Raw genomic sequence first — 15,491 nt, forward strand, 5'->3', positions numbered from 1 at the left:
CGGGGCGCGGCACGGAACCGGGGCGATGATCACGTGCGTCTAGCATGCGCATGCCATCCCCCACGGCGTACCGTCCCGATCCGTCCCGCTCACGAAAGCCACCCATGCGCCTCCGCATCCGTCGGACCCTCGCCGCGGCAGCGGCACTCGCCGCGCTCGGCACCCTCGCCACCGCCTGTCAGGACTCCGCCAAGCCCGACACGCCCGCCGCCGGCCCCGCCGCGACGGCCCCCTCCGGCGCTTCGGCGTCCGCCTCCGCCCCGGGCTCGGAGTCCGCGCTGGCGCGGGCGCAGAAGCACGTACAGAAGTTCGCGTCCTGTGAGGACATGAGCACGGACCCCAAGGACCCCCGGCTACCCTCGGCCGAGTTCACGAACGTCGGGAAGTGGGGCGTGACCGAGCGCGGCGTGTGCTCGGACAAGACCGGGCACGGAGAGATCGTCGTCTACGCCACCCCGGACATGAAGGCCTTCCAGCAGGCCTACAAGGACCACAGCGAGGCGCGGCGCGGTGCGGGCGAGACGGACTACGGCCTGTTCAGCCGGGTGATCGTCGGCAAGGACTTCGTCGTCACGCCGACGCGGACGAAGACGGCGGTGGCCCTCGTGGACTCGGACCTGCGCGTCCTGACCTGCCATCCGTCCTACTTCCCGCCGGACGGCTACCACCGGGAGAAGGCGTTGGTCGAGGGCTGCTCGCTCGGCGACTTCGTCAACAGCACGGACGGTGAGGGCAGCCGGAACCTGGAGGTTCCGCGCGACCCGTCCACGGAGGGGCCGGAGAAGCCCGGTCAGCCCGCCACCGGCAGCCTCGGACTGCCCTCCGCCGGCAGCCTGGCCGAACTGAAGAAGCTCGTCCACCCGCACTCCGTCGACTGCACGAACATGTCGACACAGGACGCCGCCGTCCGGTCGATCGACTACAAGCCGGTGATCGAGGGCGACCCGCGCGCCTGGGGCGTCAAGGAGCGCGCGGTGTGCGGCGACCTCGCCGGGGAGCGGCGCGCGCACAACCTGAACTGGCTGGACGTGGTCTCCGACATGCGCACGCTCCAGACCAGGGCGAAGGCGGCGCAGCTGGCCGATCTGAAGGACGACGGCCGGCTCATGGCGACCGGGAGCAAGCTGATGGTGGGAACGAACGTGGCGGTGGAGACGAACAGCCCGTCCATCCGCCATGGTCTGTACCAATTGCAGTTCCTGTACCTGAACTGCGAGCCGGGATTCAACGCCCCGGCCGGTTACCGCCTGGAGAAGTCGCTCGTCGAGGGCTGTGTCCTCACGAATTTCGAGCGCTGACGTCGTCACGCGGTTCATTCGGGCCCCACGAGCCCGGCGGAGGCACGATGACACACTTCATACACATGGTGTCCTCCCCCTTTTCTTCCCGAATTGTTAGGCTCGTGGTTTCGCCCGCCGCTGGCGGTTTTGAAGTCCCCTGTACCGACGAGGAGCACCCGTGACCCAGACGAGCGAGAGCGTCACCTGGCTTACCCAGGCGGCGTACGACCAGCTGAAGGCCGAGCTGGACTACCTCTCTGGTCCCGCACGCACGGAGATCGCCATGAAGATCGCAGCCGCCCGCGAGGAGGGCGACCTGCGTGAGAACGGCGGTTACCACGCGGCCAAGGAGGAGCAGGGCAAGCAGGAGCTCCGGGTGCGCCAGCTCACCCAGCTCCTGGAGAACGCGAAGGTCGGCACCGCGCCCGCGTCCGATGGCGTGGTCGCCCCCGGCACCCTCGTGACGATCGCCTTCGACGGCGACGAGGACGACACGCTGGAGTTCCTGCTGGCCTCCCGCGAGTACGCCTCCTCGGACTTCGAGACCTACTCCCCGCAGTCCCCGCTGGGCAGCGGCGTGAGCGGCAAGAAGGTCGGCGAGGACGCCCAGTACGAGCTGCCGAACGGCAAGAAGGCCACGGTCAGGATCCTGGCCGTCAAGCCGTTCACCGGCTGATCACTCCCGAACACGTAAGGACCCCCGCCGGAACCGGGTTCCGGCGGGGGTCTTCGCGTGTGCGGCGCGGGTCGGGCGGCGGGTCAGGCGGTGGCCGAGCGGTACTTGCGGACCGCCAGGCTGCGGAACACCACGATGATCAGCAGGGACCACAGGACGGACGCGAGCACCGGGTGCTGCATCGGCCAGGCCTCCGGGACGGGGTAGCCGGGCGGCAGGTTGCCGAAGAGCTCGCGGGCCGCCTGGACGGTGGCGCTGAAGGGGTTCCACTCCGCGATGTGCCGCAGGAAGGTCGGCATGTTCTCGGACGGGACGAACGCGTTCGAGATGAAAGTGAGCGGGAACAGCCAGATCAGCCCGCCCGAGGTGGCCGCCTCCGGGGTGCGCACCGACAGGCCGATCAGGGCGCCGATCCAGGAGAAGGCGTAGCCGAGCAGGAGGAGCAGGGCGAAGCCGCCGAGCACCTCGCCGAGGCTGGTGTGGGTGCGCCAGCCGACGAGGAGGGCGACGATCGCGAGGACGATCAGGGTCAGGGTGGTCTGGACGAGGTCCGCCAGGGTGCGCCCGGTGAGGACCGCGCCGCGCGCCATGGGCAGGGAGCGGAAGCGGTCGATCAGGCCCTTGTGCATGTCGTCGGCGATGCCGGCGCCCGCGCCGGCGGTGGCGAAGGTGACGGTCTGGGCGAAGATGCCGGCCATCAGGAACTCGCGGTAGGCCGCCGGCGAGGTGTTGCCGCCGACGCTGATGGAGCCGCCGAAGACGTAGCTGAACAGGACGACGAACATCACCGGCTGGATCACGCCGAAGATGATCATCTCGGGGATGCGGGACATCCTGATGAGGTTGCGCTGGGCGATGACGAGGGAGTCCGTGACGCCCTGGACGAGCCCGCCGCGCGGTCGGGGGGCGGCCGGTCGGGGGGCGGCCGGTCCCGGCGCCGCCGGGTCGGTGACGGTCACTTCGCCGCCTCCTTCGTCCTGGATCCGGACCCGCGCGCGGACCCGCGGCCCTTGGGGTCCGCGCCGCCTTCCGCGTCCTCGTCGGTCGCGCGTTCGGCGGCGTGCCCGGTGAGCGAGATGAACACGTCGTCGAGGGTGGGGCGGCGCAGGCCGATGTCGTCGATCTCGATGCCCCGGCCGTCCAGCTCCCGGATGACCTCGGCGAGCAGCCTGGCCCCGCCGGCCACCGGGACGGTGAGCTTGCGGGTGTGCTCCTCGACGGTGGTCTCGCCCTTGCCGAAGCCGGCGAGCACCGTGCGGGCCTCGGCGATGTGCTCGCGTTCGTGGACGACGACCTCGACGCGCTCGCCGCCCGTGCGGGCCTTGAGCCGGTCCGAGGTGCCCCGGGCGATGACCCGGCCCTGGTCGACCACGCAGATGTCGTGGGCGAGGCGGTCGGCCTCCTCCAGGTACTGGGTGGTGAGCAGCAGGGTGGTGCCGCCCGCGACGAGTTCCTCGATCACGTCCCACAGGGCCTGTCGGTTGCGGGGGTCGAGGCCGGTGGTGGGCTCGTCCATGAACATCACGGGAGGGCGGACGACGAGGGCGGCGGCGAGGTCGAGGCGTCTGCGCATGCCGCCGGAGTAGGTCTTGGCGGTGCGGTCGGCGGCGTCGGCGAGGTGGAAGCGCTCCAGCAGCTCGTCCGCGCGGGCCTTGGCCTCCTTGCCGGACATCTGGTAGAGCCGGCCGACCATGCGGAGGTTCTCGCGGCCGGTGAGGTACTCGTCGACGGCGGCGAACTGGCCGGAGAGGCCTATGGAGCGGCGGACGTCGTTGGGGCGGGCGAGGACGTCGATGCCGGCGACGAGGGCCTTGCCGCTGTCGGGTCGAAGGAGGGTGGTCAGGACGCGTACGGTCGTGGTCTTTCCCGCGCCGTTGGGGCCGAGGAGGCCCAGCACGGTGCCTTCGGGGACATCGAGGTCCACGCCGTCCAGTGCCCGTACGTCGCCGAAGGTCTTGACCAGACCTTCGGCGTAGATGGCGCCTGGCATTTGGATTCTCCCGTGTGCGATGCGAAGCGAATCGACTGAATGGGGGATGTTCCTGCGCAAATCCTAGGGGCGCCGGGCGGGCCTCGCCCGGCGGTATCGGACCGGACCAGGACAGTATCGCGTCATATCGCGTCACGCCATGCCTCGAACGTGTTCCTCCGCGGCGGGAGCGAGGCCCTCCCTACGAGCTCGTCACCCGGTACCCCGCGCCGTGCAGCGAGCGCGCCACCTGGGCGCAGTGCTCCGGGCCCTTGGTCTCCAGCTGCAGCTCGACCTCGACCTCGGTGAGCCCGAGCCGCGGATCGGTGCGCACGTGGCTGACGTCCAGCACGTTCGCGTCCACCACCGACAGCACCCCCAGCAGCCCGGCCAGCGCCCCCGGCCGGTCGGCCACGCGCAACCGCAGGGACAGGTAGCGGCCCGCCGCCGCCATGCCGTGCCGCAGGATCCGCTGGAGCAGCAGCGGGTCGACGTTGCCGCCGGACAGGACGGCGACCACCGGGCCGCCCCCGTACAGCTCGGGCTCGCTCAGCAGGGCGGCCACCGGGCTGCACCCGGCGGGCTCGACGACCAGCTTGGCCCGCTCCAGGCAGAGCAGCAGCGCGGAGGACAGGGCGTCCTCGGAAACCGTCCGCACGTCGTCCAGCAGCTCCCCGATGATCGCGAACGGGACGTCCCCGGGGCGACCGACCTTGATGCCGTCGGCCATCGTGGTCGGGTTGTCGACGGACACCGGGTGCCCGACCCGCAGCGAGGGCGGGTAGGCGGCCGCGCCCGCCGCCTGCACCCCGATGACCTTCACGTCCGGGCGCAGCGCCTTCACGGCCACGGCGACCCCGGCCGCGAGACCGCCGCCACCGATGCCGACGAGGATCGTGCGCACCTCGGGGCACTGCTCCAGGATCTCCAGGCCCACGGTGCCCTGGCCGGCGATGACGTCGCGGTGGTCGAAGGGGTGGATGAACACCGCGCCGGTCCGGTCGGCGTACTCCTGGGCGGCGGCCAGGGTCTCGTCGACGACGTCCCCGTACATCCGCACCTCGGCGCCGTACTCCTCGGTGGCGGCCACCTTCGGCAGCGGCGCCCCGACCGGCATGAACACGGTGGAGCGGACCCCGAGCAGCGAGGAGGCCAGGGCCACGCCCTGCGCGTGGTTGCCGGCGCTCGCCGCCACGACGCCGGCGGCGCGCTGTTCGGGGCGCAGGCCCGCGATGCGCACGTAGGCGCCGCGCAGCTTGAAGGAGCCCGTCCGCTGGAGGTTCTCGCACTTGAGGTGCACCGGGGAGCCGGTGAGGGCCGTGAGGTGCCTGCTGCCCTCCATGGGGGTCACCCGTGAGACGCCCGACAGCATCTTCTGGGCGCCGCGGACGTCGTCGAGGATGACCGAGGGGACGGGCTGGGGCACGCGGTAGTTCATGCGGCCAGTCTCGCAGCCTCCGGGGACCGCGGCGCATGGGCGAAATCCCGCCATGCCGGACGGGTCCGGCACGGCCCGGCGGACGGGTCGTATCAGTTCTCAAACGCGGCGTACGAGCCGCCGTGCGTCCGCGTACTCTGTCCCCCAACCTTGTCGACCCCATGTGAAGAGAGCCCACGGCCATGCCCTCCATCCCGGCCAGTTCCGACCTGCCCACGGCGGCCGAAGCGCCCGCCGGCCCCGGCCTCCTCGACGCGCTCCAGCACCAGGTGGCGGTGTTCGCCCGGCGCGCCGAGCAGACCCGCCTGGGCGGTGTCGGTCAGGCCCGCAACTCGATGGACCGCGCCGCGTACCTGCTGCTGAACCGCCTCGACCTGGAAGGCCCGATGGGCGTGAAGGCGCTGGCGGGCGGCATGGGCATCGACTCCTCCACGGTGACCCGTCAGGTCGCCCCGCTCGTGGACTCCGGCCTCGTCAAGCGCACCTCGCACCCCGAGGACGGGCGCGCCGTGGTCCTCGCGCTGTCCCCGCGCGGGCTGGCCCGTCTGGAGGAGGTCCGCTCCTCCCGGCGCGAGCTGATGGCGCGGGTGACGGAGGGGTGGGACGAACAGGAGCGCACGGCGTTCACCACCCTGCTGACCCGGTTCAACCTCTCGCTGTCGGAGCTGATGGCGGCCGCCGCCGAGGGCGGCCCCGCTTCCTGAGCGGGCGGATCGCGGCCCGGCGGATCCCGGCCCGTCCGACCCCTTGACCCGGGTGGTGGCCCCGGCCGCACCATGGGTGCCGTGGACCGGCGTTCGGGGCGAGACCCGGAGTTCGAGGCCTTCGTCGCGGGTGCGGCGGGGCGGCTGCTGTACGTCGCGGTGCTGCTGACGGCCGAGCCCGCGGACCGGGCGCCCGTCGCGCGCCGGATCCTCGCGGGCGCGCTGGCGCGGACCTACGCGCACTGGACGCGCTCGCGCGGGGACGATCCCTACGACCGCACCCGCCAGGAGCTGTGCGCCGCGTACGCGCGGGGTGCGTGGCGGCTGCCCGCCGGGACGGGGGTGCTGGCACCGCTGAGCCCGCTGGAACGGCTGGTGCTGGTGATGCGGATCCACGAGGGGGTCGCGGAGGAGGTCACCGCCGCGCAGCTCGGGTTGCCGCCGGAGCGGGTCGAGGCGGTGTGCAACCGGGCCGTGGCGACGCTACGGGCGCTGCGCGCCGCTTCCGCGGGCGCCACGGAGGCCTCGGGCGGGTCGGGCGGCTCGGGGCCGACTGTCCGGCGGGGTGCCGCATGAGCCCGTACGACCGTAAGGAAGCGCAGGTCAGGGAGCTGCTGGAGGGTCCGTACCCGGCGGTGCCGGCCGATCTCGCGGCGGCGGCGGCCACGCACGGGCGGCGTCTGCTGCGCCGCCGCCGGGCCCTGCGCCGGTTCGGCTGGAGCCTGCTGTGGGCGGCGGCGGTGGCCTTCACGGTGTGGGCGGCGATGACCCGACCCTGGGTCGTGCCGCCGAGCGACGTCTCCCCGCCCCTGGAGGGCTGGTAGCCCTTGCGGGGACGGGGAGAGGGGCGCGGTACGCCGGGCGCCGTGACCGGCCGAGGGCCGTGACCAGCCGAGGGCCGTGACTAGCCGAGGGCCGTGACTAGCCGAGGGCCTGGGTGAGGTCCGCGATCAGGTCGTCGACGTTCTCGATGCCCACCGAGACGCGGATCAGGTCCGCGGGGACCTCCAGGGCCGAACCGGCCACCGAGGCGTGGGTCATGCGGCCCGGGTGCTCGATGAGGGACTCGACGCCGCCGAGGGACTCGGCGAGGGTGAAGACCTTGGTGCGGGCGCAGACCGCGACGGCCTCCTCCTCGCCGCCGGCGACCTGGAAGGAGACCATGCCGCCGAAGTTGCGCATCTGCTTGGCGGCGACCTCGTGGCCCGGGTGCTCGGGCAGGCCCGGGTAGAGGACCTTGGTGACCTTCGGGTGGCGCTGGAGCACCTCCACGATCTTCGCGGCGTTCTCGGCGTGCCGGTCCATGCGCACGGCGAGGGTCTTGATGCCGCGCAGCACGACCCAGGAGTCGAAGGGGCCGGCGACGGCGCCCATCGCGTTCTGGTGGTAGGCGAGCTCCTCGCCGAGGGCCTCGTCGGCGGTGACCAGGGCGCCGCCGACGACGTCGGAGTGGCCGCCCATGTACTTGGTCAGCGAGTGCACGACCACGTCCGCGCCGAGCGCCAGCGGCTGCTGGAGGTAGGGGGACGCGAAGGTGTTGTCGACGACGAGCTTCGCGCCGGCGGTGCGGGCGATGTCGGCGACCACGGCGATGTCGGTGATGCCGAGGAGCGGGTTCGAGGGGGTCTCGACCCAGATCACCTTGGTCTTGGGGGTGAGGGCGGCCCGCACGGAGTCGGCGTCGGAGGTGTCGGCCACCGACCACTCGACGCCCCAGCGGGAGACGACCTTCGCGAAGAGGCGGAAGGTGCCGCCGTAGGCGTCGTTCGGGATGACCACGTGGTCGCCCGGGGAGAGCAGCGTGCGCAGCAGGCAGTCCTCGGCGGCGAGCCCGGACGCGAAGGCGAGGCCGCGGCGGCCGCCCTCCAGCGCCGCGAGGTTCTCCTCCAGCGCGGTGCGGGTGGGGTTGGCGCTGCGGCTGTACTCGTAGCCGCCGCGCAGGCCTCCCACGCCGTCCTGCTTGTAGGTGGACACCTGGTAGATCGGGGGGACGACCGCTCCGGTCAGCGGGTCCGCGGTGTTGCCCGCGTGGATCGCGCGGGTCTCGAAGCTCTGGTGCTCGTGGCTGTCGTCGCTCATGGGCAGATGCTATGCCCCGTCAGCGCCGGGTTCCTCCCGCGGCCGGACGCCGGCGGCGATACGGGCAGGTCGGCGGCGGCCGGCTCGGCCATTGGCCTTTCCCCCGCCGCGTCTGGTTCGCTTGGCGGTATGGAGATTCTTTCGGTCCTGACGGGGCTCGGCGTGGTCGCGGTCGCGATCGCCCTCTACGTACGCGCCAGACGCGGGGGCGGCGTCCGTCGGGTCATGCCCGACAGCCCCGACGCCGCGGACCCGGCGAACTACGGGTTCATACGGGAGGAGGAGCTGGACGTCCGGCTCCCCGGCCCGGACCAGGACTTCGTGGACGCGCTCGGCAGCGTCCAGCGCAGCGGTCATTGGAAGGCGGCCTCCGCCCTGCTGGCCGGGACCCCGAAGGAGGGCGAGCTGCGCTGGCAGCGCGTGCAGTGCTTCGGCGGCGCGGCCGCGCTGGAGCTCGCCCGTGAGCCCGGGGCCGGGGCCGGGTGGCTGAAGGCCTGGCGGCTGGAGGCGGAGAAGGACGCGGGCGGCGCGCAGGTGCACGCGGAGCTGCTGGTCCAGCAGGCCTGGCGGGCGTCGGGCGGGGTCGGTGCGACCGACCACCGGATCATCGTCGAGGAGGCACTGGAGGCCTGCCGCAAGGCGGCGCTGCTGGCGCCGGGCGACCCGGTGCCGTTCATCACCGAGCTGGCCATCGCCCGGGCGCTGCACTACCCGGAGGCGGAGTTCGACATGCTCTGGGCGAAGGTGATGGACCTGGCCCCCGACCACATGGGCGCGCACCTGGCGGCCCTGCAGTACTGGTGCGAGAAGTGGCACGGCTCGCGGGAGCAGGCCGACGCGTTCGCGCACGCGGCGGCGGCCCGCGCGCCGCAGGGCTCGCTGCTGGCGGCGCTGCCGCTGTTCGCGGTGCACGAGCACCTGCCCGAGGTGAACCTGGTCAACAGCTTCTGGCAGAGCGAGGTCGTCACGCGCGCGGTCGGCGGCGCCCTCTACGCGGTGCACCAGGCCCGTCCGGACGACCCGATGCTGCCGCACGTACGGCACCTGCTGCTGGCGTACCTGGTGAACATGGAACGCTGGGCGGAGGCGATGGAGCAGGTGCGCTTCGTCGACGGCTACGTCGGCGCCCTGCCGTGGTCGGCGGGGGCCGAACCGGCGGCGACGTACGCGGTGTACCGGGCGCTGGCCGTGGCCGGCTACGAGGCGAACGGCGGCTCCCCGGCAACGCTGCCGCGCTGACGGGGCGCGGACACCGGCCGGGGACACCGCCGGGGCGACGGGCCGGGGCGACGGGAGCCTCCTGGCCGAAAACCGTTGGCCAATAAAGTTGCCGTAAGTGAGGTCGAGGGCGCATGATCCGCCCGTGATCGTCAACCGCACCTCCCGCGCGCTCGCCGCCCGCTGGGTCCGCACCCGCTTCGACCCGGCCGCCTTCGGCCTCGTCCCCACCGCGGAGCTCGACCCCCGCGCCGCCGGTCCCGCGACCGACCCGGCCCACCGCGCGGAGCGCCGCCGGGTGGCCGACGCGGCCTTCGAGGGCGACTGGCGCGCACCGGCGGCCCACGTACGGGCCGCCGGCGACGACTGGGACGCCCGCTGGACCCGGGTGGAGCTCCTGGTGCGCATCGCCGAGGGCGACGACCGCTGGCTCGCCGACTGGCGCACCGCGGAACCCGCCGACGCGGACGCCGCGACGGTCCACGCCTCCCTGCTCGTGCGCCAGGCGTGGGCGGTGCGCGGCTCCGCCTACGCGCGCGACGTCCCCGACGCGGACATGGACCAGTTCCTCGCGCGCCTGCCCGCCGCGATGGCCGCGGCCCAGCGCGCCGCCGACCTGGCCCCCGCCGACCCCGGCCCCTGGGTGGTCATGATCACCGCCGCCCGGGCCATGTCGTACTCGCACAGCGAGTTCGCCGACCTGTGGCGCAACCTCGTGCGCCGGGCCCCGCACCACGCCGGCGCGCACTGGCAGGCCCTGCAGTTCTGGTGCGCCAAGTGGCACGGCTCCGCGGAGCTGATGATCGAGTTCGCGGAGCGGGCCGTGGCCACGGCCCCGCCCGGCAGCCTCCTGCCCGGCGTGTACCTCCACGCGTTGGCCGAGCTGTCCGACAAGGCCGCCGGCGCCCGCTCCGCGCGCAACCGGACCGTGCTGGCGGACGTCGCCGCGCGGCTGGGTACCGTAGCGCCCGGGCACGAGGAAAAAAACTGCCCCGGCTGCGCCACCTGCTCGCGCACCGCCTCGGCGAGGCCGGTCTGCACGGGGCCGCCCTCGAACAGTTCCGGCTGATCGGCCCCCACTGCGGGGCCGAACCCTGGGCCTCCGACCCGGCCGGCCCGACCGCCGCCTTCGACCGCGCCCGGGGCCTCGCGGCCCACGGCGCCCGCAAGGAGCGGTAGGGCCACCCGGCGACCCCGCCCCGCACGCCCCGCACCACCCGTACGCCCCGCACCACCCGCACCCTTTTCTTCTTCCCCGGGGGGAACCGTCCTGATGGGCGCCTCACTGCGCACGCTGCGCACTCTCGTCCTGCTCTGCGGGTTCTACCTGCTGAGCTTCGTCCTCCTGGCCCTCCTGGGCCTGATGGACTGGGCCGCCCACAGCTGGCTGCCCGCCTACATCGGCGGCAAGATCATCATCGGCTCGATCGTCCTCGCCGTCCCGATCGTGCGCGGCGTCTTCATGCTCCGCACCCCCAAGGCGGGGCCCGAGCCCGGCGTCCTCGCCACCGAGGAACACGAACCCGCCCTGTGGCAGGTCGTACGGGAGACCGCCGCGCAGGTCGGCACCCGCGCCCCCGACGAGATCGTGCTGACCGACGAGGTCAACGCGTCCGTCGCCGAGGACTCCCGACTGCTCGGCCTGCTCCCCGGCACCCGCCGCCTGCACCTCGGCCTGCCCCTGATGACGGGCCTCGACGAGTTCCAGCTGCGCTCCGTCCTCGCCCACGAGATGGGCCACTACGCCAACTTCGACACCCGCCTCACCCCGCTCCTGCGGCGCGGCCACGTCCAGCTGACGCGCACCATCGAGCACTTCCACGACCGCGCGGACGCCAAGGAGGCCAAGGAACGCGCCCGGCAGGAGAAGCGGGCCGCGAAGCGCGTCGCCAAGGGCAAGAAGGCCAAGGAGGTCGACACCGAGGGCGAGGGCTTCTCGTACCGGATCATGGCCTCCGTCTACACCGCCTACGCCAAGCTCTACCTGCGGGCCGGCCTCGCCGGATCCCGCCGCCAGGAGCTCGCCGCCGACCTGGCCGCCGTACGCGTCGCGGGCCGCGACGCCACCGCCTCCGCGCTGCGCGAGCTGAACGCCCTGGGGCCGGCGTACCGGTTCTACCTGAACGCCTACGCCACCCTCGGCGTCGGCGCCGGCGTCCTGCCCCCCGCCGGGCAGTTCATCGGCGGGTTCCGCCCCTTCCTCGACGCCCGCTCCGCCGGACTGGACGAGCGGCGCACCGAACTGTCGACGGAACCCACCTCCCCCTACGACTCCCACCCCGCGCTCGCCGAACGCGTGGCCCGCGTCGAGGCCCTGCCCGACGACGGCCTCGGCGGCCGGGCCGCCCGCCCCGCCCTGGCGCTGCTCGCCGACGCCGACGCGGTGGCGGTCGCGCTGGAGCCGGTCACGCTCACCCCCCAGGCCCTCGAACTGGCACGGGTGGACTGGGAGGACCTCGTCCACGCGAGCATGATCTACTTCACCGGCTCCGAGGCCCGGCGCGCCCGCGAGGCGGTCGCCGCCGAAGGCGTCGAGCCCACCCCGGCCGGCCTGCTCGACGCCCTCGACCGCGACCCCGGGCTGCGCGCCCGCCTGACCGAGCGCCTCCCGCGGTCCGAGGGGGCCCGTACCGCCACCGGCCGCGCGGCCCGCGAATATGCCCGCGCCGCCCAGCGCCGGGTCCTGGAGGTACTGGTCAAGGCCGACCTGACGGCCGAGGGCACCGCCCGCTGGCAGCTGTCCTGGTCCGAGGACACGAGCCTGCGCTACCCGGGCGACGGCTTCGAGGAACGCCTGGAGGCCGCCTTGGACGCCGCCGTCGCCGACTCCCCCGACACCGAACCCCTGCGGAAGCTGGTACTCGCCCCGTGATGGTCTTCCTTCTCGTCCTCGCCACCCTGGCGCTCACGGGCGCCCTGTACGTCGCCCGCGGCTTCTACCTCATCGGCAAGGCGAAGCGGCTCACCGCCCGCGCCGAGGCCCACGAGGCCGAGACCGCCCGGCTCACCGAGCAGACCGAGGCCGACGCCGCGACGGCGCGGGACGCCAAGGGCGAGGCGGCCCGCGCCCTGGGCTTCGCCGCCCCCGAGGACCTGAACGTGGACCGCCCCCGGGCGCTGTCCGCCGAACAGCTCCAGGTCCTCGACGCCGTGCGCGCCGGTCACTGGGAGACCGCAGCGCAGTTCGTCGAGCTGACCGGCGACGACTGGGAGGAGCGCTGGCAGCGCGTCCTCCTGCTGTCCCGGTCCGCCTGCGACGAGGACGACGCCTGGCTCCTGGCCTGGCGCGCCGCCCGCCCCACCGACCCGACGGCCGCCGTCGTCGCCGCCGAGACCGCCGTCCAGGTCGCCTGGAACGTGCGCGGCAGCGCGCGGGCCTCCCACACCAGCCAGGAACAGTTCCGCCTCTTCCACCAGCTCCTGGGCACCGCCCAGCGCGCCGCCCAGGAGGCCCAGCGGCTCGCCGACCCGGCGGACCCCCTGCCGTACATGGTCGAGCAGGCCATCGCGATGGGTCTGGGCTACTCGCACGAGCGCTACCGCGCCCTGTGGGCGGAGATCACCGACCGCGCCCCGCGCCTGCTGTTCGCGCACACCGCCGCGCTCCAGTACTGGTGCCGCAAGTGGCGCGGCTCGCACGAGCTGGCCCTCGAATTCGCCCGCGGGTCGGCCGCCCTCGGGGCGCCCGGCGAGCTGCTGACGCTGCTGCCGCTGATCGCGTACTTCGAGCAGGAGTACGACACGACCGACATCGAGATCGAGACCTGGTACAAGCAGCCGGAGATCGTCGCCGCCACCGACGCGGCCCTCCAGGACCTGGCCGACGCCGACCCGCTGCGCCCGGGCGTGGTGTGGGTGCGGCACATGCTGGCGTTCTTCCTGTTCTGGCAGGACCGGGACGCGCAGGCCGTCGAGCAGTTCCGGCACATCGACGGGTACATCGGCTCGATGCCGTGGACGTACGCGGAAGACCCGCGCAAGCGGTACACGTACGCCCGCGACTGGGCCGTGGACGTGTCCACGCCGGCCATCTGACACCGGGGAGGCCGGGCGGCCGCGCGGGAATCCTGCGCGGCCGTCACCCGTTGACACTCCCACAAGGAGGGAATCCCCATGTTCTCGTACCGTCGCACGCCCGAGCTCCCCACCCGCGAGGAGGCCCTGAAGGGCCGCCCGCAGGCGCAGTTCTCGCTGCCGGAGCGCCACACGGTCCTCGGCAACCCGCTCGCCGGCCCCTATCCCGCGCACCTGGAGGTGGCCGACTTCGGTCTGGGCTGCTTCTGGGGCGCGGAGCGCAAGTTCTGGCAGACCCCGGGGGTGTGGACCACCCTCGCCGGCTACCAGGGCGGCTACACGCAGAACCCGACGTACGACGAGGTGTGCTCGGGCCAGACCGGCCACACGGAGGTCGTCCGCGTGGTCTTCGACCCGTCGCTGGTCTCCTACGAGACCCTCCTGAAGCTGTTCTGGGAGTCCCACGACCCCACCCAGGGCTTCCGCCAGGGCAACGACGTCGGCACCCAGTACCGCTCGGCGGTCTACACCCACTCCCCCGCCCACCAGGCGGCGGCGGAGGCCTCCCGCGAGGCCTACGGGAAGGTCCTGACGGGCTCGGGGTACGGCGAGATCACCACCGCGGTCCTCCCGGCCGAAGACCGCCCCTTCTGGCCCGCGGAGGCCTACCACCAGCAGTACCTCGACAAGAATCCGGCGGGCTACTGCGGCATCGGCGGCACGGGCGTCTCCTGCCCCGTCGGCATCGCCGGGGCTCCCGGGGAGTAGGCGACGCGCGGGCGGGGGCCGGCGGCGGGAATCGGTCAACCGCGGGGGGCGGCGTCGCCCGGATCGGTGAACCCGCCAAAGTCGTTGCCGGCCCGGGACGCCCCGGGTATCCGTAAAAGCCCTGGCCAGAGCTGTGCGGGCGGGACGGTGACCTGCGGCGATCATCAGGGGGTGGGGAAGGTTCTCGCCGGCGGGGGCGACGGGTCCCGGCCGGCGCGGGCCGGAGACCGGTTGCCCGCGCGGACGGCGCTTCCTAGGGTCCGGCCATGAGCATCCCCACCGAGGCCATCGGCAGCATCCCGCGCCCGCCCGCCCTCCTGTCGGCCCTCGCCGACCACGCCGAAGGGCGCCTGTCAGCCGACGAGTTGACGAAGCTTCAGGAGCAGGCGACGGCCGAGACCCTGGAGCGGCTGGAGCGGCTCGGCTCCCCCGTCCTGGTCGACGGCGAGCAGGCCAAGCCCAGCTTCGCGACCTATCCCCTCACCGGCCTGACCACCCTGGCTCCCGACGGCGCCGTGATCCCCTTCGCCGACGGCCACACCCGGCAGCTGCCCCGGCTGACGGCGGGTCCGTTCCGCTACCAGGTCCACGCGGACGCGTACCTGCGCGACGCCCGCCGGCACACCGACCTCCCGATCAAGCAGGCGGTCATCGCCCCGTCCGCGCTGAGCCTGCTGTACCCGGCCGACGGCATCGAGGGCTACCCGCGCGAGGAGTTCCTGAACGACCTCAAGGACGGCGCCGAGGCCGACATCCGGCGCTGCCTGGAGGCGGGCGCCCACGTGGTGCAGTTGGACTTCACCGAGGGCCGGCTCTCCCTCAAGCTCGACCCCAGCGGCGGGCTGCTCGCCGACTTCGTCGCCCTCAACAACGAGGTCCTAGACCGGTTCGACGCGCGGGAGCGGGCCCGCCTGGGCGTGCACACCTGCCCGGGAGGCGACCAGGACTCCACGCACAGCGCGGACGTCGACTACGCGCAGTTGCTGCCGAAGCTGTTCGAGCTGCGGGTCGGGAACTTCTACGTGCAGCTCGCCGGCGAGGCGGACCCCGAGCGGGTGCTGGGCGTCATCGGCGACCACCTGCCGGCCGACGCGCGCGTGTTCGTCGGGGTGACCGACCCGGTCGACCCGCGCGTCGAGACGGCCGAGGAGGTGCGCGACCGGGTGCTGGCCGCCGCGCGGCACATCCCGGTGGACCGGCTGGGCACGTGTGACGACTGCGGCTTCTCGCCGTTCGCGGACGACACCTCGACCTCGCGCGAGGTGGCCTTCGCCAAGATCGAGGCCCGGGTGCGGGGCACGGCCCTGGCCTCCGAGGCCCTCGGCCTGTGACCACGGGCCGCCGG

General features: G+C 73.4%; 15 protein-coding genes. 11 read left to right on the forward strand and 4 right to left on the reverse strand.

The window, feature by feature from the left end:
• Nucleotides 1–104: 104 nt before the first annotated feature.
• Both AB0D01_RS34680 and greA read left to right on the forward strand, forming a co-directional pair.
• Nucleotides 105–1,298: a hypothetical protein gene (locus AB0D01_RS34680; protein ID WP_363062441.1), complete on the forward strand. Its 1,194-nt coding sequence runs from the start codon at nucleotides 105–107 to the stop codon at nucleotides 1,296–1,298.
• A gap of 160 nt (nucleotides 1,299–1,458) precedes the next feature.
• Nucleotides 1,459–1,956 carry a transcription elongation factor GreA gene (gene greA / locus AB0D01_RS34685; protein ID WP_363062443.1) on the forward strand — a complete coding sequence of 166 codons (498 nt, stop codon included), beginning with the start codon at nucleotides 1,459–1,461 and terminating at the stop codon, nucleotides 1,954–1,956.
• Nucleotides 1,957–2,039: 83 nt separating this feature from the next.
• Here greA and AB0D01_RS34690 read toward each other — a convergent pair whose 3' ends face one another.
• The 3 genes from AB0D01_RS34690 to ilvA all read right to left on the reverse strand — a co-directional run bounded on the left by AB0D01_RS34690 (nucleotide 2,040) and on the right by ilvA (nucleotide 5,363).
• Nucleotides 2,040–2,915: an ABC transporter permease gene (locus AB0D01_RS34690; RefSeq protein ID WP_363062445.1), complete on the reverse strand. Its 876-nt coding sequence runs from the start codon at nucleotides 2,913–2,915 to the stop codon at nucleotides 2,040–2,042.
• The gene (locus AB0D01_RS34695; RefSeq protein ID WP_363062447.1) at nucleotides 2,912–3,946 is read right to left on the reverse strand and encodes an ATP-binding cassette domain-containing protein; all 1,035 of its coding nucleotides are present in this window, start codon (nucleotides 3,944–3,946) and stop codon (nucleotides 2,912–2,914) included. The genes AB0D01_RS34690 and AB0D01_RS34695 overlap by 4 nt, the downstream gene beginning before the upstream one ends.
• A 181-nt stretch (nucleotides 3,947–4,127) precedes the next feature.
• Nucleotides 4,128–5,363: a threonine ammonia-lyase gene (gene ilvA / locus AB0D01_RS34700; RefSeq protein WP_363062449.1), complete on the reverse strand. Its 1,236-nt coding sequence runs from the start codon at nucleotides 5,361–5,363 to the stop codon at nucleotides 4,128–4,130.
• 182 nt (nucleotides 5,364–5,545) lie between these two features.
• Between ilvA and AB0D01_RS34705 the strand changes: the two genes are divergently transcribed.
• The 3 genes from AB0D01_RS34705 to AB0D01_RS34715 all read left to right on the forward strand — a co-directional run bounded on the left by AB0D01_RS34705 (nucleotide 5,546) and on the right by AB0D01_RS34715 (nucleotide 6,891).
• On the forward strand, nucleotides 5,546–6,067 hold the full coding sequence (locus AB0D01_RS34705) for a MarR family transcriptional regulator (RefSeq protein ID WP_363062451.1): 522 nt from the start codon (nucleotides 5,546–5,548) through the stop codon (nucleotides 6,065–6,067).
• A gap of 72 nt (nucleotides 6,068–6,139) precedes the next feature.
• Complete coding sequence (locus AB0D01_RS34710; RefSeq protein ID WP_363062453.1) at nucleotides 6,140–6,643, forward strand: RNA polymerase; 504 nt, start codon at nucleotides 6,140–6,142, stop codon at nucleotides 6,641–6,643.
• Entirely contained in the window at nucleotides 6,640–6,891 is a 252-nt protein-coding gene (locus AB0D01_RS34715; RefSeq protein WP_363062455.1) for a hypothetical protein, read from the forward strand. The genes AB0D01_RS34710 and AB0D01_RS34715 overlap by 4 nt, the downstream gene beginning before the upstream one ends.
• A gap of 97 nt (nucleotides 6,892–6,988) precedes the next feature.
• On the opposite strand, the gene AB0D01_RS34720 is transcribed toward AB0D01_RS34715, so the two are convergent.
• Nucleotides 6,989–8,146, reverse strand: coding sequence for a cystathionine gamma-synthase (locus AB0D01_RS34720; protein WP_363062457.1), 1,158 nt, complete (start codon nucleotides 8,144–8,146; stop codon nucleotides 6,989–6,991).
• 129 nt (nucleotides 8,147–8,275) lie between these two features.
• Here AB0D01_RS34720 and AB0D01_RS34725 point away from each other — a divergent pair, with 129 nt between their 5' ends.
• The 6 genes from AB0D01_RS34725 to AB0D01_RS34750 all read left to right on the forward strand — a co-directional run bounded on the left by AB0D01_RS34725 (nucleotide 8,276) and on the right by AB0D01_RS34750 (nucleotide 15,477).
• Entirely contained in the window at nucleotides 8,276–9,385 is a 1,110-nt protein-coding gene (locus AB0D01_RS34725; protein WP_363062459.1) for a hypothetical protein, read from the forward strand.
• Between the two features lie 124 nt (nucleotides 9,386–9,509).
• Nucleotides 9,510–10,433 (forward strand): DUF4034 domain-containing protein, encoded by a 924-nt coding sequence (locus AB0D01_RS34730; protein WP_363062461.1) that lies wholly within the window; start codon nucleotides 9,510–9,512, stop codon nucleotides 10,431–10,433.
• Between the two features lie 204 nt (nucleotides 10,434–10,637).
• Entirely contained in the window at nucleotides 10,638–12,236 is a 1,599-nt protein-coding gene (locus tag AB0D01_RS34735; protein ID WP_363062463.1) for a M48 family metallopeptidase, read from the forward strand.
• Entirely contained in the window at nucleotides 12,236–13,399 is a 1,164-nt protein-coding gene (locus AB0D01_RS34740) for a hypothetical protein (protein ID WP_363062465.1), read from the forward strand. The genes AB0D01_RS34735 and AB0D01_RS34740 overlap by 1 nt, the downstream gene beginning before the upstream one ends.
• A gap of 78 nt (nucleotides 13,400–13,477) precedes the next feature.
• Nucleotides 13,478–14,146: a peptide-methionine (S)-S-oxide reductase MsrA gene (gene msrA, locus AB0D01_RS34745; protein WP_363062467.1), complete on the forward strand. Its 669-nt coding sequence runs from the start codon at nucleotides 13,478–13,480 to the stop codon at nucleotides 14,144–14,146.
• A 266-nt stretch (nucleotides 14,147–14,412) separates the two neighbouring features.
• Complete coding sequence (locus AB0D01_RS34750; protein ID WP_363062469.1) at nucleotides 14,413–15,477, forward strand: cobalamin-independent methionine synthase II family protein; 1,065 nt, start codon at nucleotides 14,413–14,415, stop codon at nucleotides 15,475–15,477.
• Nucleotides 15,478–15,491 lie beyond the last annotated feature (14 nt).

The sequence above is a fragment of the Streptomyces sp. NPDC048606 genome (assembly GCF_040650855.1).
GTDB lineage: Bacteria > Actinomycetota > Actinomycetes > Streptomycetales > Streptomycetaceae > Streptomyces.